Here is a 26719-nt window from a genome sequence, read left to right as displayed (position 1 = left end):
GTTATTTTCCGGCCGATTTTCCGCGCCATGGCGCTAGTTCCGCTGCAGCCGTTCGGTGGCGGCCTTCACCACGGCCTCCGCGGTGATGCCGAAATGCTTGTAGAGGTCCTTCGCCGGGGCGCTGGCGCCGAACGAACTCATGCCGACGAAGCCGCCGTCCGGCCCGATCACCGCGTCCCAGCCGAACCGCACCGCGGCCTCGACCGCGACTTTGACCCGCGCCTCGCCGATGATGCCATGGCGAACCTCGTCCTTCTGCAGCAGCAGCAGGTCGAGCGAGGGTACCGAGACCACCCGGGTCGGGATGCCGCGCTCCGCCAATAGCTTCTGCGCGGCCACCGCGATTTCCACCTCGGAGCCGGAGGCGAACAGCGACACTTCGGCCGCGCCGTCGGCGGCGACCAGCTCGTAGGCGCCCTGCGCGCAGAGATTGTCCGGGTGGGAGGTGGTGCGAACCGGCTGCAGATTCTGCCGCGACAGCGCCAGCACGGTCGGGCCGGTGGTATATTCCAGCGCCAGCTGCCAGCATTCGGCGGTCTCGACCGGATCGGCCGGGCGGAACAGCCGCAGGTTCGGCATCGCCCGCAAGGACGCCAGATGCTCCACCGGCTGGTGGGTCGGGCCGTCTTCGCCGAGCCCGATGGAATCGTGGGTCATGATGTAGACCACCGGGGTGTGCGACAGCGCCGCGATCCGCATCGAAGGGCGCGCATAGTCGGTGAAACACATGAAAGTACCGCCGGCCGGAGCGAAGCCGCCATGCGCGGAGATACCGTTCATCGCCGCCGCCATGCCCATTTCGCGGATGCCGTAATGGATGTAGCGGCCGGAAAAATCCCCCGGCTTGACGTCCTTGGCGGACTTGACGCGGGTGTTGTTGGACGGCGTCAGATCGGCCGAGCCGAGCAGCAATTCCGGCATGATCGGCTCGATCGCCTCCAGCACCAGTTCGCTGGCCTTGCGGGTGGCGATGGTCTGCGGCTCGGCGACCAGCTTGTCTTTCAGCGCCCGGATGGTGTCGCCGAGCACCTCGGGGCGCTTGCGATCGACCACCCGGCGCTGGAATTCGCTGCGCTTGGTGTCTTCCATCGCCTCGAAACGCTGTCGCCAATCGGCATGGGCGCTGGCGCCTTCGCGGCCGACATTGCGCCAGGCGTGCAGCACGTCCTCGGGGATCTCGAACGGGCCGTAATTCCAGCCCAGCGCCTTCTTGGCGCCGGCCAATTCCTCAGCGCCGAGCGGCTCGCCGTGGGCCTTGGAGGTGCCGGCCTTGTGCGGCGCGCCGAATCCGATCGTGGTCTTGCAGGCGATCATCGTCGGACGATCGGAGCTCTGCGCCTGGGTGATGGCTGCGGCGATCGCCTTCTGGTCGTGGCCGTCGATCTGCACCGCGTTCCAGCCGTGCGCCTTGAAGCGGGCGACCTGGTCGACGCTGTCCGACAACGTCAGCGGACCGTCGATCGAGATGCCGTTGTCGTCGTAGAGGAAGATCAGCTTGGATAGCTTGAGGTGGCCGGCGAGCGCGATCGCCTCGTGGCTGACGCCCTCCATCAGGTCGCCGTCGGAGCACAGCACGTAGGTGTAGTGGTCGACGATGTCGTCGCCGAACTCCGCCGCCAGCAGCCGCTCGGCCAATGCAGTCCCGACCGACGACGCCACGCCCTGGCCGAGCGGGCCGGTGGTGGTCTCGACGCCGGCGGTGATGAAGTTCTCCGGATGGCCGGGAGTCTTGGAGTCGAGCTGGCGGAAATTCTTGATCTGGTCGAGCGTGACGTCCTCATTGCCGGTCAGATAGAACAGCGCGTAGAGCAGCATCGAGCCGTGCCCGGCGGACAGCACGAAGCGGTCGCGATCCGGCCAGCGCGGGTCCTCGGCGTCGAATTTCAGGAATTGGCTGAACAACACGGTGGCGATGTCGGCGGCGCCCATCGGTAATCCGGGGTGGCCGGACTTCGCCTTCTCCACGGCGTCCATCGCCAGCGCGCGGATTGCATTGGCCATACGGGAGGAATCGACCTGCGTCATGAGAGCTACCGCCTGAGTGAGAGGATCATGAACGTTGCGGCCCGCCGTACCGATCGGCTGCCATCGCATCAGATGGTGCGGCCGGGCCTATTCTGGAAGACAAGTCTCGAGTTCTGAAGCCAAGCATGGACCAGCAGGTGAATAGCATCTGCATCGGCCCGAGTCATCGGTGCAGGCCAAAGCGGCGGCTCGCGCGCGTCCGGCGATCGCCGCGGCAGACCCTGCAGGTTGCCGGTTTGCGGTGCATAGTTTTGCCATGACGTTGCGCTTGGCTGGGTTGCTGCGTAAATTTGACCCCTTAAAGGCTTGCTTAGACGCCGCTTTTATCAGGCTTTCGTAGGAAGGCGCGCGCCGCGATGACTGATCGCCCACCCGGTTCCCTGGCTCAGACGCTGTCGTCGGACATCGCGGCGGCGACGCGACGGCTGCAGGCGGCGCTCGAGGCGCTGGAAAGCGCCGCCGAGCGACGCAGCGAGGCCGATCGCGACGAGGACGAACTGGCGTCGCGGATCCACGCGCTGGGGATCGACCGCTCGCGGCTGGCCGACGAACTCGACGGCTCGCTGGTCCGCTCGCGCAAGCTGGAACGCACCAACCGCGAGATCGCCGAAAAACTCGATGCCGCGATCGGCACCATCCGTTCGGTGCTCGATGCCGAGGATCCCGCATGAGCGAGGCCACCAGCCACGTCAACGTCACGATCAACGGCCGGCAATACCGGATGGCCTGCGAGGAGGGCCAGGAGGAGCGGCTGATCCGGCTCGCCGACGACCTCGCGGCCCGCATCGTGCATCTGCGGGAAAAATTCGGCGAGATCGGCGACGCCCGGCTGATCGTGATGGCCGCGCTGATGGTCTCCGACGAGTTGCTCGACACGCAAAGCCGCGTCACCGCGCTGGAACAGGAGCGCGACGCGCTGCGCCAGGGCGGCGCCGCCGCCAAAGTGGTCGAGACCGCGGTGGTCGCGGCGTTGAATTCCGCCGCCGAGCGAATCGAGAAGACCACGCAAGTGCTCAACCGCACCATCGGCGGCGGCATCGCGATCGGCTGAGCATGATCGCTAATTCGGATCCCGGTTCTCGCAAAGGATCATGCGCGATCGGCGAGCGCCCGCGGCGGAGGGCGCTCGATTCCGCCGTCGCCATGCCGGGCGCGTGGCCTCACAGCGCCTCGGCGATGCTCAGCCCCTCGCTGCGCGCCTTGATCATCTGATGGCATTCGCAGGCGCGGGCCTTCAGCCCGGCGGGGTCGACGATCGTCAACAGGCCACGGCTGTAACGCAGGATGCCCGCCCGCTGCAGGGTGATGGCGACCGCGGACACGCTGTTGCGCTGCACCCCGAGCATATGCGCGAGACTGTCCTGGGTGAGCTGCAGGATGTCGCTGCGCGCCAGATCCCGCGCCAGCAACAGGCGCCAGCACAGCCGGGCTTGCACGCCATGCGAGGCGTTGCAGGCCGCGATCTGTTCGGACTGCATCGCCTGGGCGCGTTGCGCGTGCTGCAATGCGGCGCGTAAGCGCGGACTGCGGTTCATGACCTTATGGAAATGCGCGGCGTAGATCATCGACGCCCGTCCGGGAAATCGCACCACGCCGCCCATGGATGAAATCGCGCCGCCGAGCGTGCTGGACCCGCCGAACACGCCTTCCCGGCCGATCATCGCCACGTCGATCTTCTCACCCTCGGCGAAGCTGATGATCTTGGAGATGATGCCGCTATGCGGGAAGTACACCTTGGTCAGCAGCGTGCCGGCCTCGACCAGCACCTCGCCGAGCTTCAGGTCCACGGATCGCAGATAGGGCAGCAGCAGTTCAAAATCGTCGAGCGGGAGCGCAGCGAGGAACTCATTTGGTGACTGGTTCACCGAGCCCATTAAATCCTCCCTTGGAGCGTTCTGCCGCTCCTGATTCGTTGTTTTCATCAATCCCAGACCGCGACTATGAGGGGTAAGCTCCCTAAATCACAGATAAACCGAAAACTTTCCCCCGTTCTGTCCGATTCCGGACATCCCAAAGAAGATACGCCTGTCGCCTGCGGCCAGTTGCGCCGTACACCTCGACATAACTCGATCGTGTAGTCGCGCCGAGATCGGCGGCGAGGCTTGCCGATCAGCGCGTCTTCGCCAAAATCCAGATCGCCGTGATCCGATCGGCCGAGGAGTCCAACGATGCAGGTCAATCCTTATCTGTTCTACGCCGGCAACTGCGAGGAAGCCTTCAATTATTACGCCCGCGTGCTGGGCGGGGTGATCGAGGCGATGCTGACCCACGAGGGCACTCCCGCCGCTCAGCACGTGCCGGCGGATTGGGTGAAGAAGATCATGCACGCGCGGCTGTCGATCGACGGCGAGGTGCTGATGGCCTCCGACGCGCCGCCCGGCACGGCGGAGAGGCCCGCGGGCTTCTCGGTTTCGCTCAATGTCGAGGAGCCGGCCCGCGCCGAGCAGGTGTTCGCCGCGCTGGCGGACGGTGGAGTGATCAAGATGCCGATCGCGCCGACCTTCTGGGCCAAGCGCTTCGGCATGTGCATCGATCGCTTCGGGATTCCGTGGATGATCAACTGCGATTAGGTGCTACGCCCCGTCATCCTGCGTCGCGCGGCCTGATTCCGAATCCGCCTCCAGCGCGCCGTCATCCTGAGGAGCCCGGCGAGCGCGTAGCGCGACGCCGGGCGTCTCGAAGGATGGGCCGCGGGCACGGCGGTGCTGCAGGTCAGCTGCGGCCGCGTCGTTTGCGGCCGCATCCTTCGAGGCCCTCGCTCCGCTCGGGCGCCTCAGGATGACGGCGCTTTGCGTGATGTATCGGATCCCGGAACAGTGGTTCATTGCCAACGAGCGTTCAATTCCTTTATGCCAACGATCTATTACGACGCCTGGTGACTACGCCTGATGTCTCGCTGCGGCGTCGCGCGGCCTGATTCCGAATCCGCCTCCAGCGCGCCGTCATCCTGAGGAGCCCGGCGAGCGCGTAGCGCGACGCCGGGCGTCTCGAAGGATGGACCGCAGGCACGGCGGTACTGCAGGTCAGCGCGGCCGCGTCGTTAGCCGCCGCATCCTTCGAGGCCCTCGCTCCGCTCGGGCGCCTCAGGATGACGACTCTGTGCGAGTTAGTCAGCCGGCGTGGTGTTGAAACGATCAGTCGGCGTGCGGTGTGAGTGCGCCCCGTGTCATCACGAGCGAACGTCTCAATATCCTGACGCCGCGGTGTCACGCTTCGCGGCAAAAACTGTTCCGGTGATGGAACAGCCCTCGGGCTCGCGGCGTTGCGCTGTAGCCCGAGTATCGCCGACACAGGAACAACCGATGAGCAGCTTTGCCAGGAATGCTGTGGTGCTCGGGTTGCTGTCGGCGGTCGGACCGTTCGCCATCGACATGTATCTGCCGGCGCTGCCCTCGATCGCAGCCGATCTGAACGCCTCGACCGCCGCCGCGCAATTGTCGCTGACGGTGTACTTCCTGGCGTTCGGCGTGTTCCAGATCTTATACGGTCCAATCTCCGACATGGTCGGCCGCAAGCCGCCGCTCTATCTCGGGCTTTCGCTGTTCGCACTGGGCGCGATCGGCGGCGCGCTGGCGCCCTCGATCGGCTGGTTGATCGCCGCAAGAGTGCTGCAGGGCGTCGGCGCCGCGGCGGTCACGGTGATCCCCCGCGCCATCATCCGCGACCTGCATACCGGTGCGGAGGCCACCCGGTTGATGGCGATGGTGATGCTGGTGTTCGGCGTCTCGCCGCTATTGGCTCCGCTGTTCGGCAGCGCGTTGATCGGCTTGGTCGGCTGGCGCGCGGTGTTCGTGGCGATGACGATCGCCGCGCTGCTCGGTCTGCTGCTGGTCGGGCTGTTGCTGCCGGAGACCCGGCCGATCGCGCATCGCAGCAAGGGCGGGGTCGGACCGGTGATGGGCAACTTCGCGGTGCTGTTGCGCGACCGACAGTTCGTGGGGCTGGTGTTGATCGGCGGGTTCGGCATGGCGAGCTTCTTCAGCTTCCTGGCCGGCTCGTCGTTCATCTATATCGGCCATTTCGACCTGACGCCGACGCAATACAGCCTGGCTTTCGCGCTGAACGCGATCGGCTTCATCGGCGCCTCGCAATTCGCCGCGCCGCTCGGCGCGCGGCTTGGCATGCGCCGCGTGGTGATCATCGCGGTGTCGCTCTACGCCGGCTTCGCGCTGCTGCTGCTGGCGCTGACCTTGTCCGGGGTCGATCAGTTCGCGGTGTTGATGGCGATGTTGTTCGTGATCTTCGGCTGCCTCGGCGTGGCGTTGCCGCAGACCATGGTGCTGTCGCTGGAAAGCCACGGTCCGATCGCCGGCGCCGCTTCCGCGCTGTCGGCGACGCTGCAGATGCTGATCGGCGCCGCGTTGATCGCGTTGATCAGCCTGTTCGAAAACGGCACCGCGCTGCCGATGGTGGCAGGAATCGCGGTCGCCGCCTGCACGGCGCTCGGCGTCACGCTGGCCACGCTGCGCCGGCGTGAGCCGCTGCCGCAGCCGGCGGAGTAAGGGCCTCCATCGTTGCATCGTGCCCGGGCGAGGGGAAGCTTGTCGATGACGGGACAGGTAAGTTGAGAGGTTGTGAGGCCCGGCCATTGAGCAGGCAATCTCAAGCGGGCAGATTGCGGGCTTATAGTGGAGGGTTTTTGTCTTGCTCGAACAACCGAACCGTTCAGATGCGTTCTGAACTATCGGCCTCACCGCTCCGAACTACTCGGACAAGCTGCCGATATTCGCGGCAAGAAGCTTGGCGCCGCGTGTTACGATCGACCCAGTTCCGTAAGCGTCTCGGCCGGAGCGCTCGTCGCGCTTGCCCTTTCCGCTTGCAGCCAACAACGCAAGGGCAGTGATATGGATGAAGGCAAGAGGATGGACCACGTATTTGTTTTGATTGAGATTCAGGCGGTCGCCGGACATGAAGACCAGATCCGGGAGACCTTCGTCCACACGATCAAGACCTCGCACAAGCCGGGCATCCGCAGCGCGCAGATATTCGAGCATGCCAGTGAGCCCGGACGCTTCTACAGCCTACAGGAGTGGGAAAGCGAAGCGGCCTTCCGCGAGCACATGACCGGCAGCCGGGAGGGGCTCGACAGCCAGATGGCGATGTTGCGCGGGGCTCCTTCGCTGACCATCCTGAAATCACTGGGATGATGCGGCACGCGTCGAAGCTGCTGCCGCAGCGGGCGGAATAGCGATCGACAAGGCGTGACCTTTCCGCGCGGCTCATGTAAAAGCCCTTCACATGAGCTGGCGGAAAGAACCACGGCGCCCGGAGCGCGGCTATCATCACGGCAATCTCAAAGAAGCGCTGCTGCAGGCGGCGCTCGGGCTGATCGCCGAAAAGGGCCCGGGCGGCTTCACCTTTGCCGACGCCGCGCGGATGGCCGGGGTCAGCCCGGCGGCGCCGTATCGGCATTTCCGCGATCGCGATGAGCTGTTGTCGAGCGTGGCGCAGCGCGGCTTCGAGCAGTTCGAAGCGGTGTTGACCGCGGCCTGGGACGATGGCCGCCCGGACACCGTCTCGGCGTTCGAGCGGGTCGGCAAGGCCTATCTGGCGTTCGCCCGCAACGAGCCGGCGTTTTATTCGGCGATGTTCGAATCCGGCGTCCCGGTCGATCTCAATCCGACGCTGATGGCGGCGTCGGAGCGCGCCTTCGGCGTGATTCGCGCTGCCGCAGAACGGCTCGCGGCGCTGACCCCGCCCGGCGTGCCGCGGCCGCCGGCCTTGATGATGGCGCTGCATATCTGGTCGCTGGCGCATGGCGTGGCGTCACTGTTCGGACGTGGCGACGCGGCGCGGCGCAAACTGCCGATGACCCCGGAAGACCTGCTGGAAGCCGGCGTTTTGATCTATCTGCGCGGGCTCGGTTTCTCGCCCGAGATCGGCGCGGCGCAGCCGAAACCGCAAGACGATGACAAGCCGGCCGGGCCGTGGGGCAAGCCGGCGCGCTGATCGCCGCGCCGCTTTGCCGCAGCGCGCCGCCCGTGATCGCCATCGGATCACCATGGCCGCGCGCTTACCTCATTAAGGTCGCGGTGGGTCGTGGTCACAAGTTTTCGTGAGCAACCTGAACTGGAATCCCGCCATCTTGACAAATCCGCGAGACCGTTTAGTTATGTAAATGTTATTTACATTCACAACGGCATGGTGCCGTCATGGAGAGAGGCAAATGGCTAACGCCGCAGATCTCAATCGTTGGGGCGGATCCGCCGACGAACGCTACCCGCCGATGTCGCGGTCGCCGTGGCATCCGGGCTGGATCATCGTGACCGTGCTCGGTTTCATCATCTGGTGGCCGATCGGCCTCGCACTTCTCTTCTTCACTCTCGGGAGCAGAAAAATGGGTTGCTGGGATTCCAACCGCTTTCAGCACAAGATGGAGCGGATGCAGGACAAGATGGAGCGGATGCGCGGCCGGATGGACCGCAGCGGCTTCGGTTTCGGCCCGCCGTCCAGCGGCAACCGCGCCTTCGACGAATATCGTGAGGCCACGCTGCGCCGGCTCGAGGAAGAGCAGACCGAGTTCAAGGACTTCTTGGAGCGGCTGCGTCAGGCCAAGGACAAGGCCGAGTTCGACCAGTTCATGGCGCAGCACCGCCCGCGTCCCAACCCGTCGACCGACGGCCAGCCGCAAGCCTGAGCCGATTGCTGCTGAGCCTGCGGGGCTCGGCGCCCCCCAACGTCGAGCCTCCGCCGCCCGCCTGTCTCACAGGCGGGCGGTTTTTTGCTACGTGCCGGCGATCGACCTGCCGGACTTGGTGGGGAGACGCGCGACCTCGTCGCCGACCGCATTGGCCGCGAGGCGCAGATCGTAGGCGCTTTGCAGATTGAGCCAGAATTGCGCGCTGGTCTGAAACCAATGGCCGAGACGTAGCGCGGTATCGCCGGTGATGGCACGCTTACCCTGAATGATCTGCGAGATTCGATTCGCCGGCACCGCGATCTGTCGCGACAACTCTGTTGGCGAAACCTGCAGTTCGCTGAGTTCGTCGGCGAGGATCTCGCCGGGATGGATCGCGGGTCTTGCCATGATCGGAGCCTTCGATGTGCTCAGTGAAAATCCAGACTAGAGCAGGATGACGTTTCTTCGAATCGTCATCCTGCTCTCGTTTTTTGATTGAGCATGATCTTTTCCGAAAACCGGTATCCACTTTTCGGGATCATGCTCTAGTGATAATCCACGATCTCGACATGCGACGGGCCGCGCGCCGATGCCGCCCATTCGAAGCAAATCCGCCATTGCTGGTTGATCCGCACCGAATATTGGCCGGCGCGGTCGCCCTTCAGAGCTTCCAGACGATTGCTCGGTAACCCCGCCAAATCGGCCAGCGACATCGCGGCGTCGAGGATCTCAAGGCGTTTCCAGCCTTGCCGATCGAAACTTTGAAACTCTCGCACGAATTCGCCTTTGGCAAAGGCCGCGGTTCGTCGCGAAAGCTCAAGATCATGCCGGGGAAGTATAGAAAACCTACGCTGTACGTCAAGCGGATTTCCAGCGGAGCGCGAGGGTTCTGATTCTTCTCACATTCCTGCGATAGACTGGGCTCCGGTAACTTGGCCTTAACCAAGATTAGCGTTTGGTTAGAGCAGGGCCGACGCGTCGATAGCCCTCGTTTTGACACGTTGACAGGGGATGCACAGCACGGCTTCGGACGGGCTCTCCCCTGCGACACTCAAGGCTTTGGCACCGGCGTTTCGCCCGGCGGCCGGTCGCCGCGGAACCGGCGACCGCAAGCCGCAGCCGATCCGGCACGTGTGTTTGAGAGGACCTTTCGATGAATCCCGCCGAAGTGGCGCAGTCAGCCTTGCCGCTGGCCTCCAGCGACGTCTCGCTGATTGCTCTATTCCTGCAGGCCCATTGGGTCGTCAAGGCCGTGATGCTGGGGCTGCTCGGCTGTTCGGTCTGGGTCTGGGCGATCGCCATCGACAAGATGCTGCTCTACTCCCGCACCAAGCGGGCGATGGACCGTTTCGAGCAGGCGTTCTGGTCCGGCGAATCGATCGATGAGCTGTATCGCGCGCTGTCGGCCAAGCCGACGCAATCGATGGCGGCGTGTTTCGTGGCGGCGATGCGGGAGTGGAAACGCTCGTTCGAGAGCCAGGCGCGCTCCTTTGCCGGGTTGCAGATGCGCATCGAAAAGGTGATGAACGTCTCGATCGCCCGCGAGGTCGAACGGCTGGAGCGCCGGCTGTTGGTGCTGGCGACGGTCGGCTCGGCCGGCCCGTTCGTCGGCCTGTTCGGCACCGTCTGGGGCATCATGTCGAGCTTCCAGTCGATCGCGGCATCCAAGAATACCTCGTTGGCGGTGGTCGCCCCCGGCATCGCCGAGGCGCTGTTCGCCACCGCGATCGGCCTTATCGCCGCCATTCCGGCGACTATCTTCTATAATAAGTTCGCTTCCGAGGTGAACCGCCAGGCGCAGCGGCTGGAAGGCTTCGCCGACGAGTTTTCCGCGATCCTGTCGCGCCAGATCGACGAGCGCGCGTGATCATCCGGCGGCGACGAGCAGCGAGTAGCAGATCATGGGGATGAATTCGGCGGGATCGGGAGGCGGCGGCGGACGGCGCGGCCGGCGTCGCGCCGGGGTCATGGCCGAGATCAACGTGACGCCGATGGTCGACGTCATGCTGGTGCTGCTGATCATCTTCATGGTGTCGGCGCCGATGCTCACCGTGGGGGTGCCGCTGGATCTGCCGCAGACCCAGGCCAAGAGCCTCGACCAGGACAAGAATCCGCTGACGCTGTCGGTTAATTTGAAGGGCCAAGTATACCTCAACGAGACCGAGATCGGACTCGAAGAGCTGGTGCCGAAGCTGAAGGCGATCACCGAAGCGCGCAGCGGTCTGGACGAGCGGATCTTCGTGCGCGGCGACAAGAAGGTGGACTACGGCACGGTGATGAAGGTGATGGGCCGGCTGTCGGCGGCCGGGTTCCGGCGGGTGGCGCTGGTGACCGAAGTGGATCAGGGATAGGCCCTTGGTGAAGGTCGATAAGACACTGCTGGCGTCGGTTGCCCTGCACGTTCTCGTGATCGGGTACGGCCTCGTGTCTTTTTCGGCTCGCTCGCTGGAAGCGCCGCCGCCGGAATCGATGCCGGTGGATATCATCTCCTCCGATCAGCTGTCGCAGATCACCGCCGGCAGCAAGACCGGCGCCAAGGACAAGCCGAAGCCTTTGGTCGAGAAGATCGCCGACGCCAAGCCGGTCGACGATCCGGTCGGCAAGATCAGCGAAAAACCGCCGATCGAAACCGCGGTGGCGCCGACCCCGCCGCCGAAGCCGGCGGAAAAGCCGGTCGAGAAAAAGCCCGATCCGCCGAAGCCGGTGGCCGAGGAAAAGCCCAAGGCCGAGCCGAAGCCGATCGAGAAGAAGCCCGATCCGCCGAAGCCCGACAGCATCGCCGAGGCGCTGAAGAAGGACGAGAGCAAGAAGCCGCCGCCCAAGCCCGAGGCCAAGGCCGCGCCGGCACCGCCGCCGAAGCCGAAGCAGGAGCGCACCTTCGACCAGTCGAAGATCGCAGCCCTGCTCGACAAGCGCGATCCGACCCGGCAGGCCGCGACCGGCGCCGCCTTGAATTCGCAGGCCTCGCTTGGCTCCTCGCGCGGCACCGCGGCGACGCTGTCGCAATCCGAGCTCGACGCGCTTCGCGCCCGGCTAACGCAATTGTGGAACGTGCAGGCCGGCACCGAGCGGCCTGAAGAATTGATCGTGGACATCCGGATCCGGCTGACCCCGGAGCGGCGGCTCGCCGCCCCGCCGGAGATCGTCTCGCGCGGCTCCTCGCCGCGCTACCAGGCGGCCGCGGACGCCGCGATGCGCGCGGTGCTGCAGGGCCAGCCTTACGACATGCTGCAGGCCGGCACCTACGATCAGTGGAAAGACATGATCGTGACTTTCGATCCGCGCCAGATGTTTCGCAGCTAATGAATTTTGAAGTGAGTCAGCCATGTCCGTGATGTCGTCCCGTCTTCCCGCTCTGCCGCTGAGCCGTCGCCAGGCCTTGCTCGGCGGCGCCGGCTCCGCCGCCGCCTTGCTGCTGCCCGGTGGCGCGCAGGCGCAGACCAGGCTGCAGATCACCGAGGGCAACGTCGCCCCGATGCCGATCGCGATTCCGAATTTCGTCGCCGGCACGCCGGCCGACAACGAGGTCGGCCTTGGCGTGGCCCAGGTGATCACCAACAACCTGAAGCGCAGCGGGCTGTTCGCGCCGATCGATCAGGCGGCCTTCATCGAGCGGATCAGCAATATCGACACCCCGCCGCAGTTTCAGAGCTGGAAGACCATCAACGCCCAGGCGCTGGTGACCGGCCGCATGACCAAGCAGGGCGACGGCCGGCTGAAAGCCGAGTTCCGGCTGTGGGATGTGGCGGCCGGCCAGCAACTCACCGGCCAGCAATATTTCACCTCGCCGGAATATTGGCGGCGCATCGCCCATATCATCTCCGATCAGATCTACGAGCGGCTGACCGGCGAGAAGGGCTATTTCGACAGCCGTGTGGTGTTCATCGACGAGACCGGCTCCAAGGAACGCCGCGTCAAGCGGCTGGCCTTGATGGATCAGGACGGCGCCAATGTGCGCTATCTGACCCGCGGCGCCGATCTGGTGCTGACGCCGAGGTTCTCGCCGTCGACCCAAGAGATCACCTATATGGAATTCGGCCAGGGCGACCCCAGGGTCTATCTGTTCAACATCGAGACCGGGCAGCGCGAGATCGTCGGCAATTTTCCCGGCATGTCGTTTTCGCCGCGGTTTTCGCCGGACGGCCAGCGCGTCATCATGAGCCTGCAGCAGGGCGGCAACTCCAACCTGTTCGTGATGGATCTGCGCTCCAAGTCCACCACCCGGCTGACCGATACGCCGGCGATCGACACCTCGCCGTCCTATGCGCCGGACGGCAGCAAGATCTGCTTCGAGAGCGATCGCGGCGGCAAGCCGCAGATCTATGTGATGCCCGCCGGCGGCGGCGGCGCGCAGCGGATTTCGTTCGGCGAGGGCAGCTATTCGACCCCGGTGTGGTCGCCGCGCGGCGACTACATCGCCTTCACCAAGCAGGGCGGTGGGCAGTTTTCGATCGGCATCATGAAGCCCGACGGCTCCGGCGAGCGGCTGCTGACCTCCGGCTATCACAACGAGGGCCCGACGTTTGCGCCGAACGGCCGCGTGCTGATGTTCTTCCGCGACCCCGGCGGCAATGGCGGTCCCTCGTTGTTCACGGTCGATATCTCCGGCCGCAACGAACAGAAGGTGCCGACCCCGGGCTTCGCCTCCGACCCGGCGTGGTCGCCGCTGCTGTCCTGAACAGGTTAATAATCCGTCAACAACGAGGGGTTGAACTCGTGCAGCCGCCGCGGGAAGCGGTCGGCAAGCCTTGCCTAGTTGCCTGAAATCATAGCCGAAAACCCGGTCTACGCGACGTCCGAAAGGTTTCGGAAAGGATATTCCCTCAGAAAGGCTTCACTTGAGTTGGGTAAAAATTGACCTCTAAACGGAGGGTCGCGCACCCAATGCAGCTTGCCCCATCTAGCCGGGACATCGATCAGCAAATGTCCCCGTCGATCTACGCCGGGATGGTGGATTCGCTCTTCATGAATCCGCTGCCGATGATCTTTGGCGCGTTCGGCCCTGCAATCGCCGGGGCGGTGATCGGAGCGGTCACCGGCGACATTCCGATCTGGCTCTGCGTGCCGCTGTTCGTCGCGGTGGGCATCGCCCGCGCATTTCAGATGTACCGCTACAAGCAACGTAACGCGCCGCTGTCAGCCGCCGAGGCGGTGAACTGGGAGCAACGCTACCGGGTCGGCGCGATCGTTTACGGCATCGCCTTGGGGATTTGGAGCGCCACGGTATTGTTGCGGACCAGCGACGCCGCCGCGCACATGCTCTGCGTCACCACGGTGGTGGCCTACACCTCGGCCGGCGTCGGCCGAACGTTTGGACGGCCGCGGATCTTTCATTTGCAGGTGCTGCTCGGCTGCGGGCCGCTGATCTTGGCGCTGATGTTCGTCGGCGGCGCCTATCATTTCGCGCTGGCGCTGCTCAGCATCGTGTTCTTCGTCGCGATCCGGCATCTCACCTCGAGCCTGCAGCGGATCTACCTGAACGCCTGGATTGCCCGCGAGCGCGAGGCCGCGATCGCCACCCAGTTCGACACCGCGCTCAACAACATGCCGCACGGCCTGTGCATGTTCAGCGGCAGCGATAGCCGACTCGCGGTGATGAACCAGCGGTTCGCCGACATGATGCGGTTGCCGCACGATTTCATGCACCGCAGCGGCAGCGCCTCGGACATTCTCGCCGCTTGCGTCGCCGCCGGGACGATTTCGCCGTCGAGCGGCCGAATGATCGTGTCGGAAATCGAAAACGCCATCGCCGGCGAGATCATCACGGTGGATTCCGAAACCACCGACGCCCACGCCTTCTGCTGGACGTTCCAGCCGATGATCGACGGCGGCACCGTCGTGCTGGTCGAGGACATCACCGAGCGGCGCAGCGCCGAGGCGCGAATCATCCATCTCGCCCGCTACGACGAACTGACCGGGCTGCCCAATCGGGTGAACTTCCGCGACGAGATCGAACGGCTGCTGATGGCCGTGCACGGCCACGCCGAGACGCGGCCCTCGGCGCTGTTGTTCATCGATCTCGACCAGTTCAAGCAGGTCAACGACACGCTCGGTCATCCCTGCGGCGACCAGTTGTTGTGCGACGTGGCCGACCGGCTGCGCGAGATGCTGCGGCCGGAAGATTTCGTGGCGCGGTTCGGCGGCGACGAATTCGTCGTGTTCCAGCAACACATCGCGTCCAAGGAAGATTCCGCCTTGCTGGCCCGGCGGATCGTCGACCGGCTGAGCGAGCGTTATCTGATCGATCACCACGTGGTCGAAATCGGCGCTTCGATCGGCATCGCGGTGACCGCGCCCGGCGTCAAGGCCGACGTGCTGTTGAAGAATGCCGACATGGCGCTGTATCGCGCCAAGGCCGATGGCCGCGGCACGTTCTGTTTCTTCCGCGAGGAGATGGCGCACACCGTGGAGTCGCGGCGGATCATGGAACTCGACCTACGCCGCGCGCTGGCGAACGAAGAGTTCGAGATCTACTATCAGCCGCTGGTCAACCTGAAGACCGGCCGGATTTCCACCTGCGAAGCCTTGCTGCGCTGGAATCATCCGGTGCGCGGCACGGTGTCGCCGGTCGATATCATTCCGGTGGCCGAGGAGATGGGGCTGATCGTCGATCTCGGCCGCTGGATTCTGCGCAAGGCCTGCATGGAATGCATGCGATGGCCGGACGCCGTCAGCATCGCGGTGAACTTCTCCTCGCAGCAGTTCCATCAGCGCGACGTGATGAACGAGGTGCGCTACGCGCTCGAGGTCTCAGGCTTGCCGGCGAACCGGCTGGAAATCGAGATCACCGAATCCTCGCTGTTGCGCAACACCCAGTGGACGCTCGACGCGCTGTCGCAATTGCACGCCGCCGGGGTGCGGATCGCGCTCGACGATTTCGGCACCGGCTATTCCAGCCTGAGCTATCTGCACAATTTCCCGCTGCAGAAGGTCAAGATCGACCGTTCGTTCCTCGAAGGCATCGACGCCGATCGGCCGCTGACCTTGCTGCGCGGCGTGGCGCGGCTGTCCGCCGATCTCGGCATGTCGGTGGTGGTCGAGGGCATCGAAACCAACGAGCAGCTGGAATTGATCAGCGCCGACGGCACCGTGACCGAGGCGCAAGGCTATCTGTTCAGCCGTCCGGTGCCGGCCGCCCAGGTCCGGCAGCTGTTGGCCGCCTCGCACGGCAGCCAGAGCGACACCCACGTCCAGGCGCGGGCCGCGCGCTCGATCGCCTGAATCCCTCCGCCGCGTCTCGCCAATGATCGCCGCCGGGGACGCCGAGGTCGGCACAATTGTCTTGGTTAACCCTAATGTCTCGATGTTTTTGCCCCGACATTCATAAAGCGTTAACCTCGTAATTGTCCTAGGTTGCGTCGCGAGGAGTCCCGGAATGAGTTCCGCTCAACACAAACAAAAACCCGGCGGCCCTTCTGGCGCCCTGCAGTTGCTCGACAAGGTCGACTACCGGCTGGCCGAGAGCGACGCCGACAAAGAGGCGATCTACCGGCTGCGCTACCGCGCCTATCTGAAAGAAGGCACCATCGAGCCGAATCGCAGCGGCATCATCACCGACCGCTACGACGATCTCGACAATTCCTGGATCGTCGGCGTCTATCTGGAGGGGCAGTTGACCAGTTCGCTGCGCATCACCGTGGCGACCCGGGACAATCCGGTCTGCCCGTCGATGGATGTGTTCGCCGACCTGCTGCAACCGGAACTCGACAAGGGCCACATCATCGTCGATCCGACCCGCTTCGTCGGCGATCCGGAGCGCGCCCATCGCTTTCCCGAATTGCCCTACATGACGCTGCGGCTGGCCTATGTGGCCTGCGAGCATTTCGAGGCGCATCTTGGCTACGCCTCGGTGCGCGCCGAACATCAGGCGTTCTATCGCAAGGCCTTCATGCAGACGGTGTGCCCGCCGCGGCAATATCCCGGGCTGACCAAGCCGATCAGCCTGATGGTGATCGATTTTCCCGCGCTGCACGGCAAAGTGTTCGCGCGCTATCCGTTCCTGCGCTCGACCGCCGCCGAGCGCCGCCAGATCTTCGAACGCAGTCACAGCGCCTCGCCGTCGCTGCATCTGACGGAATTCCCGGTCGAGAGCCCTTCGATCGTCTCGCGGGCCTGATCCGCCGCGCTGCGGCCGAGCCAGCCGCCGTCGTGGCGGGTGTCGCCGCGGCGGCTGCCGCCGCAGCCGTGCGCCACGGCAACACTCGGCGCGAAAAGCCCCGGCAAGCCTGCCTTGGCCGGCCACATTCACCATCGCGCCACATTTACCTCGCATTAACCATGCGGGCGCAATTCGCTAACTGCTGGCATTTGAACGGGTCCGGCAACCACTCATCAAGGTTGACGGAACGTTCGCTTAACCATCGCCCTGTAGACCGGGGGCCAGTCGGACAAACGCGAGCGTGGAGGCTCCGGAATGAATCAGCAAATGCGAATCCTCCAGGGATTTAAACTGGCCGCGGTGCTCGCGGTGGCGCTCTCCATGGGGGCCTGCGCCAACAAGAACCCGCTGGGCGGCGGGGCCGATGGCTCGTTGGCCGGTGCGGCCACGCCGGGCAGCCAACAGGACTTCGTGGTCAACGTCGGTGACCGGGTGTTCTTCGAGAGCGACCAGACCGATCTGTCGCCGCAGGCGATCGCCACGCTGGATAAGCAGGCGCAGTGGCTGCAGAGCTACAACCGTTATTCCTTCACCATCGAAGGTCATGCCGACGAGCGCGGCACCCGCGAATACAACATCGCGCTCGGCGCGCGGCGCGCCCAGTCGGTGCGAACCTATCTCACCTCGCGCGGCATCGATTCCTCGCGGATGCGTACCATCTCCTACGGCAAGGAGCGCCCGGTCGCGGTGTGCAACGACATCTCGTGCTGGTCGCAGAACCGCCGGGCCGTCACCGTGCTCAACGCCGGTTCCTAAGGCGCTTCGCCTCGATTGAAATCTGCCGGCGCCTTCGGGCGCCGGTTTTTTTTCGACTTGGATTCGAATTTGGATTCGAACTTGGATTCGACTTGGCTTTCGGCTTTGCTCCAGTCACACTTTTGGCGTAGTCCAAACCTCAATGTGCTGCGGTTCTGATAGCACGCAAGACCCAATCGTCAGGCAACAATGTCCTCCAGATTTCCAATGTTTGCGGGCGGCGTCGCGATGGCGGCGTTGCTCGCTTTGTCGTCGCAGGCGATCGCGCAGTCCGAGGATATCGATCCGGAAATGCGGGTGCAGCAGCTGGAAAATCAGCTGCGCACGCTGACCGGTCAGAACGAGGAACTGCAGTACCGCAACCGCCGGCTCGAAGAGCAGTTGAAAGCGCTGCAGAGCGCAGCCCCAGTGCCGGGCGCGCCGCCCGCGGGCTATCCGCCGGCGAACGCGCCGCCGCCGAGCGTCGCGGCGGCGCCGCCGGCCGCACGCGCGCCGGTCTATGATCAGCAGCCCGCGCCCTTGGCGCAGGATCAGGCCGGCGTGCCTCCGGCCGCGGCGCCGGCCGGCCGCCGTCGCGGCGATGCCTTCGATCCCAGTCAAAACCCCGGCGCGCCGGGCGTGCCGCGGGCGTTGGGCACCACGCCGCAGTCGAGCCCCGTCGGGGCTCCGGGCGGCCGCGCCGCCGGCGAACCGCTCGATCTCAACACCCCGCGCGGCGCCCCATCGGTGCCGCACGGCGGCGGTCCGTCCGCCGGACTGACCACCTTGCCGCCGTCGGCGACGCCGAAGGATGAGTTCGACCTCGGCATCGGCTACATGCAGCGCAAGGACTATGCGCTGGCCGAAGAGACCATGCGCAACTTCGTCAAGAACCATCCTGGCGACCCGCTGACCGCGGATTCGCAATATTGGCTCGGCGAAAGTTTCTTCCAGCGCCAGCTCTACCGCGACGCCGCCGAAGCCTTTCTCGCCGTGACCACCAAATACGACACCTCGGCCAAGGCGCCGGACGCGCTGTTGCGACTCGGCCAATCGCTGGCGGCGCTGAAGGAGAAGGAAGCCGCCTGCGCGGCGCTCGGCGAAGTCACCCGGAAATATCCGCGGGCCTCGAGCGGCATCAAACAGGCGGTCGATCGCGAACAGAAGCGGGTCAAGTGCTGAGCCCCTGGCCGAAAATGTCCGCAACGAAATCAGGCGCTTAAGTTCGTCATTGCGAGGAGCTCTTGCGACGAGGCAATCCAGGGCCCCCTGCGATGCCCTTTAAGATTGCTTCGCTTCTCGGCCGCCGCTGCGCGCCGTCTTCGGCTCGCAATGACGGGACCTGTCAGCGCCTCGGGATGGGCCTCGAACTGTAAGCATTCTGTTGACGCTTTGTCGCCCGGCAGGCTACACTTCCCGGATGATCAAGACCTTCAAATCGAAGGCATTGGCCGATCTCTGGGCCGGGAAGGCGTCGAAAATCGGCGCCAAAATGCATTCCCGGATCATGCGCCGGCTCGACCAGTTGGACGCTGCCACCAAAGCCGATGACATGAACGTCGTCGGCTTTGCCTTTCACCCGCTCCGCGGCAAGCCGCTTCGCTATTCGGTCCACGTCAATGGACCCTGGTGCATCACTTTCGAGTTTGAGGGAGGCGACGCCTATCGCGTCGATTTCGAGCAGTACCACTGAGGCCGGCAGCCTCCGTTGAACAGGGTTACAATGATGAAGGACTATGTCGCCAAGCGCAGCAAAGATCGCTGCCCCACCCATCCCGGCGCTGTTTTGCGCGAGGACGTGATCCCCGCCGTCGCCAAGAGCAAGACGGAGATTGCCGGCTTGCTCGGGATCTCGCGGCAGCACCTGCACGATATCCTCGCCGAACGGAAGCCGCTGTCCCCCGACGTCGCGGTGCGCGTCGGCAAGCTGTTCGGCGGCGGCGCGGGCGTCTGGGTCCGGATGCAGGCAGCCTATGACACCTGGCATGCCGAGCGGAACGTCGACGTCAGCCATATCGAGCCGCTCGAAGTGGCCTAACCGGGTTCCCCGCGAATATTCCCGGCGCTCGCTCGCCGCTGCAAGATTCTGGATGTGCTCGGCCTGCGGCCTCGCGCACCGGAATGACTTATCAACGGTCAATGCAATGACAAATCCTGAAGACAAACTTGCAGTGATCAGCCGCAACCTGCTCTAGATTGCGGCCATCGCACCGGGACCGCCATGGCTGACGACGACCACACACCGATTACCGCGCAGCAGGCCAAGCAGTTGTTCGCCGACTGGCGCGACGCCAAGGCTGTCGTGCTGGCGGTGTCGGGGGGGCCGGATTCGTTGGCGTTGATGTGGCTGGCGGCGCGCTGGCGCAAAGCGCTGCGGCGCGGTCCGGCCATTTCGGTGATCACCGTCGACCACGGTCTGCGCCCGGAAGCCGCGCGTGAGGCGCGCGACGTCAAGCGCCATGCCGCCGAACTCGATCTGCCGCATCGGACGCTGCGCTGGCGCGGTGATAAGCCGAGTACGGGAGTACCAGCCGCGGCCCGCGAAGCGCGCTATCAGCTGCTGGCGCGGGCCGCCCGCGCGGCCGGGGCCAGCCACGTGATGACCGCCCACACCCGGGACGACCAAGCCGAGACCTTGCTGATGCGGATGTCGCGCGGCAGCGGCATCGCCGGCCTGGCGGCGATGGCGCGGCAGACCGAACGCTTCGGGGTGATCATCGCGCGGCCGCTGCTTGAGGTGTCAAAAGCCCAACTGGTGGCGACGCTGGACAAGGCGAAGATCGGTTTTGCCACCGACCCCAGCAATACCGATCCGCGCTATGCGCGGCCGCGGCTGCGCGGCCTGATCGCGGCTTACGCCGAGGAGGGGTTCGACGCGCGCAATCTGGCCCGGCTGGCGTCGCGACTGGCGCGCGCCAACGCCGCGCTCGAGGTTCTGGCGGACGGCGCCGAACAATTCCTGGCGCTGCGCGATAATGATTCCGCCCAGCCAGGCTGCGATGCGCGGGCGTTTGCCGCCTTGCCGGCGGAGATCAAGGTGCGTTTATTGCTACGCACCATCGATCGCCTCGGTGATGAGGGGCCTGCGGAACTCGGCAAGGTCGAGACCCTGGTGGCTGAAATTGACCGCGCGATCGCCCAAAACAGCGGCGGTCACGGCCGAATCGCGCTGAAACAGACGCTTGCAGGTGCGCTGATCACGCTGGGCCGGGACCGGTTGCGGATCGAAACGGCGCCGCCGCGCAGGCGCCGCAGCGGCTGATTCGCGCCACCTCTCCTTAACCACCGTTGAAAGACCGCAATCAGAGGGGCATTATCGAAGCGTGGTGGGCGCGATGATGCGCTAAATAGTCCTGACTGGTTCCCTTGGCAGCGGCCAATGGCACACCTAGATTGTGTCTTAAGCCAACCCAAGGACACCCCTTGTCACCCAAGGGCACGGGCCGCGATCCGCGCGGCCGAGAAGGAAGATAGATGAACGCCAATCTGCGCAATTTCGCCCTGTGGGTTATTATCGTCTTGCTGCTGCTGGCGCTCTTCACGCTCTTCCAGAATCCCGGCCAACGGGTCGCCTCGCAGGATATCTCGTTCTCGCAGCTGCTGAGCGAGGTCGATCAGAACAAGGTTCGCGACGTGGTGATCCAGGGGCCGGAAATTCACGGCACCTTCACCAACGGCTCCAGCTTCCAGACCTACGCGCCGAACGATCCGACGCTGGTTTCGCGGCTCTATAACGGCAAAGTCTCGATCACCGCGAAGCCGCCGGGCGACAACGTGCCGTGGTTCGTGTCGCTGTTGGTCTCGTGGTTGCCGTTCATCGCGCTGATCGGCGTCTGGATCTTCCTGTCGCGCCAGATGCAGGGCGGCGCCGGCAAGGCGATGGGCTTCGGCAAGTCGCGCGCCAAGATGCTGACCGAGGCGCATGGCCGGGTGACGTTCGAGGACGTCGCCGGCGTCGACGAGGCCAAGCAGGACCTGCAGGAGATCGTCGAGTTCTTGCGCGACCCCGGCAAGTATCAGCGGCTCGGCGGCCGCATCCCGCGCGGCGTGCTGCTGGTCGGCCCTCCCGGTACCGGTAAGACGCTGATCGCACGTGCGGTCGCCGGCGAAGCCAACGTGCCGTTCTTCACCATCTCGGGTTCCGACTTCGTCGAAATGTTCGTCGGCGTCGGCGCCAGCCGCGTCCGCGACATGTTCGAGCAGGCCAAGAAGAACGCGCCCTGCATCATCTTCATCGACGAAATCGACGCGGTCGGTCGCCATCGTGGCGCCGGTCTCGGCGGCGGCAATGATGAGCGTGAGCAGACCCTGAACCAGTTGCTGGTCGAGATGGACGGCTTCGAGGCCAATGAAGGCGTGATCCTGATCGCGGCCACCAACCGTCCCGACGTGCTCGATCCCGCCTTGCTGCGTCCCGGCCGGTTCGACCGCCAGGTGGTGGTGCCGAATCCGGACGTCGTCGGTCGCGAACAGATCTTGAAAGTTCACGTCCGCAAGGTGCCGCTGGCGCCGGATATCAACCTCAAGGTGATTGCGCGCGGCACGCCTGGTTTTTCGGGTGCCGACCTGATGAACCTGGTCAACGAAGCAGCCTTGACCGCCGCCCGCCGCAACAAGCGGATGGTGACCCAGGCCGAATTCGAAGAGGCCAAGGACAAGGTGATGATGGGCGCCGAGCGCAAGTCGCTGGTGATGACCGAGGAAGAGAAGATGCTGACGGCCTATCACGAGGGCGGTCACGCCATCGTCGGCCTCAACGTCATCGCCACCGACCCGATCCACAAGGCCACCATCATTCCGCGCGGACGTGCGCTCGGCATGGTGATGCAGCTGCCGGAACGCGACAAGCTGTCGATGTCGCTGGAGCAAATGACCTCGCGGCTCGCCATCATGATGGGCGGCCGGGTTGCCGAAGAGCTGATCTTCGGCCGCAACAAGGTCACCTCGGGCGCGTCGTCGGATATCGAGCAGGCCACACGGCTTGCCCGGATGATGGTGACGCGGTGGGGCCTGTCCGAAGAACTCGGCACGGTGTCCTATGGCGAGAACCAGGACGAGGTGTTCCTCGGCATGTCGGTGTCGCGCACCCAGAACGCTTCCGAGGCGACGGTCCAGAAGATCGACGCCGAGATCAAGCGGCTGGTGGAAGAAGGCTACAACGAGGCCACCAAGATCCTCACCGAGAAGCGCGCCGATCTCGAAGCGCTCGCCAAGGGCCTGCTGGAATTCGAAACCTTGAGCGGCGACGAGATCCAGGACCTGCTGAACGGCAAGAAGCCGAATCGCGAATCGGTGCTGGAGCCCGCCGGTCCGCGGACCTCGGCGGTGCCGCCGGCCGGTAAACCGCGCCCTCGTCCCGACGCCGGCTTGGAGCCGCAGCCGCAGGCGTAACGCTGCGACCGAACGATCCTATGAGACGACAAAACGCGGCGGCAACGCCGCGTTTTTTGTTGGGGGGATGATTCCCTGCATGCGTGGGCATGTCATGGGGTGAGTCGTCATCGCGAGAGCCCGACCGGGAATACAGCGAAGCCGCCCTGGCACTTCGGCTCAACGCGTCATGGCCGGGCTCGTCGCGGCCATCCACGCCCACGAGCGAAGCTTTGTCTGTTTCCGTGGATGGCCGGGACAAGCCCGGCCAAGACGCGGAGAGGGCGCTCATTATAGATAGGCCAGCAGCTTGAGGGCCGATCAAGAATTTCGGGCTGAGAGGATGACGGCGCGTTGTGGAGCGAATGACGGAGATGGGGCTGGTACTACCGCTTGCGTTTGCCGCCTTCGCGAAACTGCTCCATCACTTCGCTGCCGAGTCGCTTCGGCGCCGCGGGTTTCTCCGGCTGTGCGGCGGCGGCTTTCTTTGCGGTTTTCTTCGGCGGCGGCGAGGGATCGGACAAGTCCTCGGCGATCGCCCGCAACTGCTGGCGTTGCGACGCCGGCTTGCCTTGCTTCAACTCCGGGCAATGCTTGTCGAGCCGGGTCAAAATGCTTTTCACCTCGGAATCCTTGAGGCCGTCGAGCAACAGCGCGAACGGCTCGTCGCCGATGATCGCGCGAATGCTGCGCAGCGCCTCGACGCCGACCGACTTGGCCTTCAGGCACTTCAGCACCAGCGCGCGCGCCGCCTTGTCGGCGTCGACTCGCACCGGCGCGAACAAGTCGGGATGGGCGCCGAGCCGGCACAAAACCTCGAAACCATCAAGCGCGATCGACATCGAGTACCTCCGTGAGTTCATCGACAAGGTCCGCCAGCAGCGGCACCACGACGGGGCCCCATTTTTGGGAGAAGGTCGGAAACTTGGTGGTCTGGCCGAGCGCGTCGGCGATTGTCACGGCCTCGGGAATTTCGGTTTCGAATGTCGCGAAGGCCGGCTGCTCCGCGGTCGCCTCGTTGCGCAGCTGCGCGGCGGTTTCGGCGTGGATCTTGATCTGGCGGCGCCGCGTGATCAGCACATAAGGCGGCCGCGATGGGCGTTTCAGCTGCTCCGACAGCCCGCGGCTCGCCATCGTGATGCAGAAATTCTGCAGCCCGAAGGTCGACAGGAAATCGGCGATGGTCGGCACGATGATCAGGTCGGCGAGCCTGATGCTGACCTCGGTCAGCGCGGAAATTCCCGGCGCGCAGTCGATCAGCACGAAGTCGTAGGTCTTGCGGGCTTTGGCGAGATGCGTGCTCATCACCGCGGTGAGGCTTTTGACGATGTCGGCCCAGCTCATCTTGGCCTGGGTCAGCTCATAGATCAGCATCTGCTCGAAATTGCGCAGCTCCGGGCTCGACGGCAACAGCGAGATCGCGAGCTGCTTGTTGAGATGCGAGACGTTGCTGATGTTGTTGCGGATGCAGTCACCGAGACTCATCTGCCGCTTGCCGAGCAGCCGGTCGTGCAGAAATCCCTCGATCGTCGCCTGCCGCGCCATCAGCATCGCCAGCATGGAATCCCCGGCGAGGCAGATCGAGGCGTTGGCCTGGGCGTCGAGATCGATCACCAGCACGCGATAGCCGCTGGCGGCGAGCGCTTCTGCGAGCGAAACCACGGTTGCGGTCTTGCCGACGCCGCCCTTCATATTGGCGACCGCGATGATTTTCGCGCTCATGCTGCGGTCCCCGCCAACGCGCTCCGCAGCAGCTTCTGCTCGTCTTCGGACAACCGCCGCTCCAGGAAACTGTCGACCGCGGCCGGCGGCGTCGGCTTGCGGATCGGATCGAGCACGGTCTCGAAGCCGTCGTCGGTGGCCGGCTCATGGACGCGGATCAGCCCGATGCCGTGCTGACCACACTGCCCGGTGATGTCCGGAAGCCGCGCTCCGGCCGGCGATCCCTCCGGCAGATGCCAGACCAGATAGCCGAAATGGGTGAAGCGGGTCTGCGCCAGCGCCTCATAGACCGCGAGGTCAGTGGCGCCGTATTCGGCTTTCAGCTCGAAGGAATAGACGTCGAGCTGCGCGCCAGGCATCACCCGAAACCGCATCGCGGTCAGAAGCACGAAGTCCGGCCGCGCCCAGCGCCCGCGCGGCGGTCCCATCTGCGACGTATCCTTGACCAGCCATTCGCCATGGGCCGGGATGTCGAGCTCCTTGCGAAATGCGGTTTTCAGATAGCGCCCGAGATGCGGCATCAGCTCGCTCTCGGATAGTTTCGAGCCGGCATCGGAGGCTGTTGGTTCGGCGACGCCGCCATTGTCGCTCTTGGCGAGAAACACTTGCCCGCCCTGGCCGCGTAGCCGGCCGATCTGCCCCGAGGCGAACAGGCTGTCGCGCGCTTGCTCGTAGAGCGCGTCGCTGATTGACTGGCCGAAATCCCGCGACAGCATCAGCCGCAGCACCCGGTTGAGCACCGGCGTGCCGTCCGGCGGCAGCAAGGCTTTCAGTCGCTCGGTCACGGACCGGACGGATGGCGGCGGCGGCATTCAGGATTCCCAAGCCCGCGCAACTATAACGCGAGTTCGTAGCGGCGGCAATCCGCCGCCGCCGCATGGCACCCAGCGCTTGACCTCGTCGTGCAACGCCCGCATGAGCTTCAGCGGTAAACACGGACGGATGATGACCTCCCATATTCCAAAAGCCCCAGCCTATTGGGCGCGCGACGGCATTTTGCCCGGCGTGATCGCGATCGGGCCGCTGCTGCCCGGGACGCTGGCCTTCGGCATGGCGTTCGGCGCCTTGTGCGCGCAGAAGCATTTCACCTTGGCCGAGGTCGAGGTGATGATGATCAGCGTCTATGGCGGGCTGTCGCAATTCGTCGCGGTGCAGGCCTGGCCGGACCGGCTGACGCCGTCGTCGATCGCCGCCTTGGCGCTGCTCACCACCACAGTCAACATCCGCTTCGTGCTGATGACGGCCACGATGCAGCCGTGGTTCGGCAATCTGCCGCCGTGGCAGGCTTATTCCTCGATGCTGCTGGTCACCGATGGCGGCTGGCTCGCCGCGATGCGCTACCGCGAGCACGGCGGCGCCAATGCCTGGTTCTATGTCGGCGGCGGCCTGGTGCTGTACGCGCTGTGGGTGGTGGCGGCGATCCCGGGATTCCTGCTCGCCGAACAGCTTGCCGATCCGAAGAAATACGGCGTCGACCTGGTGATGCCGGCGTTCTTCGCCGCCATGCTGGTACCGGCCTGGAAGGGGCCGCGGAAGGCGCTGCCTTGGGCGGTCTCCGGCGCCGTCGCGGTGGCGGTGCACGCGCTGGTACCCGGCTGGTGGTTCATCATCGCCGGCGCATTGTCGGGCGCGATCAGCGCCGGGCTGATGGACGATCCGCCGCCGCGCCACGGACATCCGGCATGAGCGAGTTTCTGCGCAGCGACGTCATGCTGGCGTTTGCGGTGATGACCGCGGTGACCGTGGCGTCGCGGCTCGGTGGCTATTGGCTGATGGGATACGTGACCGTGACGCCGCGGATTCGGCGGATGCTCGATGCGCTGCCGGGCTCGATCATCGTCGCCGCGGCGCTGCCGGTCGCGGTCAATGGCGGCCCGGTGGTGATGGTGGCGATCGCCGCCGCGATGGCGGTCACCATCATCCGGCGCAACGACTTCCTCGCGGTGATCACCGGGATGACGGTGGCCGCCTTGGCCCGCGCGATGGGCGTCGCCGGGTAGTTGCTGCAGGTGGTGGCGTTGTGGAAATGCCACTTGTCAGGGTGTCTGAATTGGTGTTCAGTTCTTTGGCAACTTGAGTGAACGATCTTT

At 64.9% G+C, this 26719-nt stretch carries 28 protein-coding genes; 21 read left to right on the top strand and 7 right to left on the bottom strand.

Features of this window, described 5'->3' with window-relative positions:
* Window positions 1-33 precede the first annotated feature (33 nt).
* Window positions 34-2025, bottom strand: a complete 1992-nt coding sequence (tkt, locus tag RPC_RS23900) for a transketolase (protein ID WP_041802236.1) — start codon at window positions 2023-2025, stop codon at window positions 34-36.
* A gap of 356 nt (window positions 2026-2381) precedes the next feature.
* Here tkt and RPC_RS23895 point away from each other — a divergent pair, with 356 nt between their 5' ends.
* Both RPC_RS23895 and RPC_RS23890 read left to right on the top strand, forming a co-directional pair.
* Complete coding sequence (locus tag RPC_RS23895; RefSeq protein ID WP_011475164.1) at window positions 2382-2696, top strand: DUF4164 domain-containing protein; 315 nt, start codon at window positions 2382-2384, stop codon at window positions 2694-2696.
* Window positions 2693-3076, top strand: a complete 384-nt coding sequence (locus RPC_RS23890; RefSeq protein ID WP_011475163.1) for a cell division protein ZapA — start codon at window positions 2693-2695, stop codon at window positions 3074-3076. The genes RPC_RS23895 and RPC_RS23890 overlap by 4 nt, the downstream gene beginning before the upstream one ends.
* Window positions 3077-3185: 109 nt before the next feature.
* Here RPC_RS23890 and RPC_RS23885 read toward each other — a convergent pair whose 3' ends face one another.
* Complete coding sequence (locus tag RPC_RS23885) at window positions 3186-3899, bottom strand: Crp/Fnr family transcriptional regulator (protein WP_011475162.1); 714 nt, start codon at window positions 3897-3899, stop codon at window positions 3186-3188.
* A gap of 294 nt (window positions 3900-4193) precedes the next feature.
* Between RPC_RS23885 and RPC_RS23880 the strand changes: the two genes are divergently transcribed.
* From RPC_RS23880 to RPC_RS23855, 5 genes are all read left to right on the top strand, one after another.
* Window positions 4194-4595, top strand: a complete 402-nt coding sequence (locus tag RPC_RS23880; protein ID WP_011475161.1) for a VOC family protein — start codon at window positions 4194-4196, stop codon at window positions 4593-4595.
* 732 nt (window positions 4596-5327) lie between these two features.
* Entirely contained in the window at window positions 5328-6527 is a 1200-nt protein-coding gene (locus tag RPC_RS23870; RefSeq protein ID WP_011475159.1) for a multidrug effflux MFS transporter, read from the top strand.
* A 342-nt stretch (window positions 6528-6869) separates the two neighbouring features.
* A complete protein-coding gene (locus tag RPC_RS23865; protein ID WP_011475158.1) occupies window positions 6870-7172 on the top strand; it encodes a putative quinol monooxygenase in 303 nt (100 codons plus the stop codon).
* A 91-nt stretch (window positions 7173-7263) separates the two neighbouring features.
* Entirely contained in the window at window positions 7264-7974 is a 711-nt protein-coding gene (locus RPC_RS23860; protein ID WP_011475157.1) for a TetR/AcrR family transcriptional regulator, read from the top strand.
* A 217-nt stretch (window positions 7975-8191) separates the two neighbouring features.
* Entirely contained in the window at window positions 8192-8662 is a 471-nt protein-coding gene (locus tag RPC_RS23855; RefSeq protein ID WP_011475156.1) for a DUF2852 domain-containing protein, read from the top strand.
* An 87-nt stretch (window positions 8663-8749) separates the two neighbouring features.
* Here RPC_RS23855 and RPC_RS23850 read toward each other — a convergent pair whose 3' ends face one another.
* Window positions 8750-9052, bottom strand: a complete 303-nt coding sequence (locus RPC_RS23850; RefSeq protein WP_011475155.1) for a HigA family addiction module antitoxin — start codon at window positions 9050-9052, stop codon at window positions 8750-8752.
* 137 nt (window positions 9053-9189) lie between these two features.
* A complete protein-coding gene (locus RPC_RS23845; RefSeq protein WP_011475154.1) occupies window positions 9190-9420 on the bottom strand; it encodes a type II toxin-antitoxin system RelE/ParE family toxin in 231 nt (76 codons plus the stop codon).
* Between the two features lie 377 nt (window positions 9421-9797).
* On the opposite strand from RPC_RS23845, the gene tolQ reads away from it, so the two are divergent.
* The 12 genes from tolQ to ftsH all read left to right on the top strand — a co-directional run bounded on the left by tolQ (window position 9798) and on the right by ftsH (window position 22928).
* The gene (gene tolQ / locus RPC_RS23840; RefSeq protein WP_011475153.1) at window positions 9798-10511 is read left to right on the top strand and encodes a protein TolQ; all 714 of its coding nucleotides are present in this window, start codon (window positions 9798-9800) and stop codon (window positions 10509-10511) included.
* A 34-nt stretch (window positions 10512-10545) separates the two neighbouring features.
* Window positions 10546-10995: a protein TolR gene (gene tolR, locus RPC_RS23835; protein ID WP_011475152.1), complete on the top strand. Its 450-nt coding sequence runs from the start codon at window positions 10546-10548 to the stop codon at window positions 10993-10995.
* 7 nt (window positions 10996-11002) lie between these two features.
* Window positions 11003-11947, top strand: a complete 945-nt coding sequence (locus RPC_RS23830) for a hypothetical protein (protein WP_011475151.1) — start codon at window positions 11003-11005, stop codon at window positions 11945-11947.
* 31 nt (window positions 11948-11978) lie between these two features.
* Window positions 11979-13322 carry a Tol-Pal system beta propeller repeat protein TolB gene (gene tolB / locus RPC_RS23825; protein WP_041803268.1) on the top strand — a complete coding sequence of 448 codons (1344 nt, stop codon included), beginning with the start codon at window positions 11979-11981 and terminating at the stop codon, window positions 13320-13322.
* Window positions 13323-13528: 206 nt separating this feature from the next.
* Window positions 13529-15865: a putative bifunctional diguanylate cyclase/phosphodiesterase gene (locus RPC_RS23820; RefSeq protein WP_011475149.1), complete on the top strand. Its 2337-nt coding sequence runs from the start codon at window positions 13529-13531 to the stop codon at window positions 15863-15865.
* Window positions 15866-16019: 154 nt separating this feature from the next.
* The gene (locus RPC_RS23815; protein WP_011475148.1) at window positions 16020-16760 is read left to right on the top strand and encodes an N-acyl amino acid synthase FeeM domain-containing protein; all 741 of its coding nucleotides are present in this window, start codon (window positions 16020-16022) and stop codon (window positions 16758-16760) included.
* A 297-nt stretch (window positions 16761-17057) separates the two neighbouring features.
* Window positions 17058-17558, top strand: coding sequence for a peptidoglycan-associated lipoprotein Pal (pal, locus tag RPC_RS23810; protein WP_011475147.1), 501 nt, complete (start codon window positions 17058-17060; stop codon window positions 17556-17558).
* A gap of 189 nt (window positions 17559-17747) precedes the next feature.
* A complete protein-coding gene (gene ybgF / locus RPC_RS23805; RefSeq protein WP_011475146.1) occupies window positions 17748-18719 on the top strand; it encodes a tol-pal system protein YbgF in 972 nt (323 codons plus the stop codon).
* A 238-nt stretch (window positions 18720-18957) separates the two neighbouring features.
* On the top strand, window positions 18958-19230 hold the full coding sequence (locus tag RPC_RS23800; protein ID WP_011475145.1) for a type II toxin-antitoxin system RelE/ParE family toxin: 273 nt from the start codon (window positions 18958-18960) through the stop codon (window positions 19228-19230).
* A gap of 33 nt (window positions 19231-19263) precedes the next feature.
* Window positions 19264-19575 carry a HigA family addiction module antitoxin gene (locus RPC_RS23795; protein WP_041802234.1) on the top strand — a complete coding sequence of 104 codons (312 nt, stop codon included), beginning with the start codon at window positions 19264-19266 and terminating at the stop codon, window positions 19573-19575.
* A 183-nt stretch (window positions 19576-19758) separates the two neighbouring features.
* The gene (gene tilS, locus RPC_RS23790; protein WP_011475143.1) at window positions 19759-20799 is read left to right on the top strand and encodes a tRNA lysidine(34) synthetase TilS; all 1041 of its coding nucleotides are present in this window, start codon (window positions 19759-19761) and stop codon (window positions 20797-20799) included.
* Between the two features lie 212 nt (window positions 20800-21011).
* Window positions 21012-22928, top strand: a complete 1917-nt coding sequence (gene ftsH, locus RPC_RS23785) for an ATP-dependent zinc metalloprotease FtsH (protein ID WP_011475142.1) — start codon at window positions 21012-21014, stop codon at window positions 22926-22928.
* A gap of 365 nt (window positions 22929-23293) precedes the next feature.
* Here ftsH and RPC_RS23780 read toward each other — a convergent pair whose 3' ends face one another.
* The 3 genes from RPC_RS23780 to RPC_RS23770 are packed head-to-tail and all read right to left on the bottom strand — an operon-like array spanning window position 23294 to window position 25414.
* A complete protein-coding gene (locus tag RPC_RS23780; RefSeq protein WP_011475141.1) occupies window positions 23294-23749 on the bottom strand; it encodes a hypothetical protein in 456 nt (151 codons plus the stop codon).
* On the bottom strand, window positions 23733-24629 hold the full coding sequence (locus RPC_RS23775; RefSeq protein WP_011475140.1) for a ParA family protein: 897 nt from the start codon (window positions 24627-24629) through the stop codon (window positions 23733-23735). Before RPC_RS23775 ends, RPC_RS23780 begins: the two co-directional genes overlap by 17 nt.
* Window positions 24626-25414 carry a hypothetical protein gene (locus RPC_RS23770; protein WP_415914771.1) on the bottom strand — a complete coding sequence of 263 codons (789 nt, stop codon included), beginning with the start codon at window positions 25412-25414 and terminating at the stop codon, window positions 24626-24628. The genes RPC_RS23775 and RPC_RS23770 overlap by 4 nt, the downstream gene beginning before the upstream one ends.
* Window positions 25415-25574: 160 nt before the next feature.
* Here RPC_RS23770 and RPC_RS23765 point away from each other — a divergent pair, with 160 nt between their 5' ends.
* Window positions 25575-26315 carry an AzlC family ABC transporter permease gene (locus RPC_RS23765; protein WP_011475138.1) on the top strand — a complete coding sequence of 247 codons (741 nt, stop codon included), beginning with the start codon at window positions 25575-25577 and terminating at the stop codon, window positions 26313-26315.
* Window positions 26312-26629, top strand: coding sequence for an AzlD family protein (locus RPC_RS23760; RefSeq protein WP_011475137.1), 318 nt, complete (start codon window positions 26312-26314; stop codon window positions 26627-26629). The genes RPC_RS23765 and RPC_RS23760 overlap by 4 nt, the downstream gene beginning before the upstream one ends.
* Window positions 26630-26719: the final 90 nt, after the last annotated feature.

Origin of the sequence: Rhodopseudomonas palustris BisB18 (assembly GCF_000013745.1) — a bacterium.
GTDB classification, from domain to species: Bacteria; Pseudomonadota; Alphaproteobacteria; order Rhizobiales; family Xanthobacteraceae; genus Rhodopseudomonas_A; species Rhodopseudomonas_A palustris_F.
The sequence above is the reverse complement of the archived record's forward strand: the minus strand, read 5'-3'. Positions and strand labels throughout refer to the sequence as shown.

Coding starts and splice junctions, on each gene's coding strand:
- tkt (WP_041802236.1), bottom strand. CDS start 2,025: ATGACGCAGGTCGATTCCTCCCGTATGGCCAATGCAATCCGCGCGCTG.
- RPC_RS23895 (WP_011475164.1), top strand. CDS start 2,382: ATGACTGATCGCCCACCCGGTTCCCTGGCTCAGACGCTGTCGTCGGAC.
- RPC_RS23890 (WP_011475163.1), top strand. CDS start 2,693: ATGAGCGAGGCCACCAGCCACGTCAACGTCACGATCAACGGCCGGCAA.
- RPC_RS23885 (WP_011475162.1), bottom strand. CDS start 3,899: ATGGGCTCGGTGAACCAGTCACCAAATGAGTTCCTCGCTGCGCTCCCG.
- RPC_RS23880 (WP_011475161.1), top strand. CDS start 4,194: ATGCAGGTCAATCCTTATCTGTTCTACGCCGGCAACTGCGAGGAAGCC.
- RPC_RS23870 (WP_011475159.1), top strand. CDS start 5,328: ATGAGCAGCTTTGCCAGGAATGCTGTGGTGCTCGGGTTGCTGTCGGCG.
- RPC_RS23865 (WP_011475158.1), top strand. CDS start 6,870: ATGGATGAAGGCAAGAGGATGGACCACGTATTTGTTTTGATTGAGATT.
- RPC_RS23860 (WP_011475157.1), top strand. CDS start 7,264: ATGAGCTGGCGGAAAGAACCACGGCGCCCGGAGCGCGGCTATCATCAC.
- RPC_RS23855 (WP_011475156.1), top strand. CDS start 8,192: ATGGCTAACGCCGCAGATCTCAATCGTTGGGGCGGATCCGCCGACGAA.
- RPC_RS23850 (WP_011475155.1), bottom strand. CDS start 9,052: ATGGCAAGACCCGCGATCCATCCCGGCGAGATCCTCGCCGACGAACTC.
- tolQ (WP_011475153.1), top strand. CDS start 9,798: ATGAATCCCGCCGAAGTGGCGCAGTCAGCCTTGCCGCTGGCCTCCAGC.
- tolR (WP_011475152.1), top strand. CDS start 10,546: ATGGGGATGAATTCGGCGGGATCGGGAGGCGGCGGCGGACGGCGCGGC.
- tolB (WP_041803268.1), top strand. CDS start 11,979: ATGTCGTCCCGTCTTCCCGCTCTGCCGCTGAGCCGTCGCCAGGCCTTG.
- RPC_RS23820 (WP_011475149.1), top strand. CDS start 13,529: ATGCAGCTTGCCCCATCTAGCCGGGACATCGATCAGCAAATGTCCCCG.
- RPC_RS23815 (WP_011475148.1), top strand. CDS start 16,020: ATGAGTTCCGCTCAACACAAACAAAAACCCGGCGGCCCTTCTGGCGCC.
- pal (WP_011475147.1), top strand. CDS start 17,058: ATGAATCAGCAAATGCGAATCCTCCAGGGATTTAAACTGGCCGCGGTG.
- ybgF (WP_011475146.1), top strand. CDS start 17,748: ATGTCCTCCAGATTTCCAATGTTTGCGGGCGGCGTCGCGATGGCGGCG.
- RPC_RS23800 (WP_011475145.1), top strand. CDS start 18,958: ATGATCAAGACCTTCAAATCGAAGGCATTGGCCGATCTCTGGGCCGGG.
- RPC_RS23795 (WP_041802234.1), top strand. CDS start 19,264: ATGAAGGACTATGTCGCCAAGCGCAGCAAAGATCGCTGCCCCACCCAT.
- tilS (WP_011475143.1), top strand. CDS start 19,759: ATGGCTGACGACGACCACACACCGATTACCGCGCAGCAGGCCAAGCAG.
- ftsH (WP_011475142.1), top strand. CDS start 21,012: ATGAACGCCAATCTGCGCAATTTCGCCCTGTGGGTTATTATCGTCTTG.
- RPC_RS23780 (WP_011475141.1), bottom strand. CDS start 23,749: ATGTCGATCGCGCTTGATGGTTTCGAGGTTTTGTGCCGGCTCGGCGCC.
- RPC_RS23775 (WP_011475140.1), bottom strand. CDS start 24,629: ATGAGCGCGAAAATCATCGCGGTCGCCAATATGAAGGGCGGCGTCGGC.
- RPC_RS23765 (WP_011475138.1), top strand. CDS start 25,575: ATGACCTCCCATATTCCAAAAGCCCCAGCCTATTGGGCGCGCGACGGC.
- RPC_RS23760 (WP_011475137.1), top strand. CDS start 26,312: ATGAGCGAGTTTCTGCGCAGCGACGTCATGCTGGCGTTTGCGGTGATG.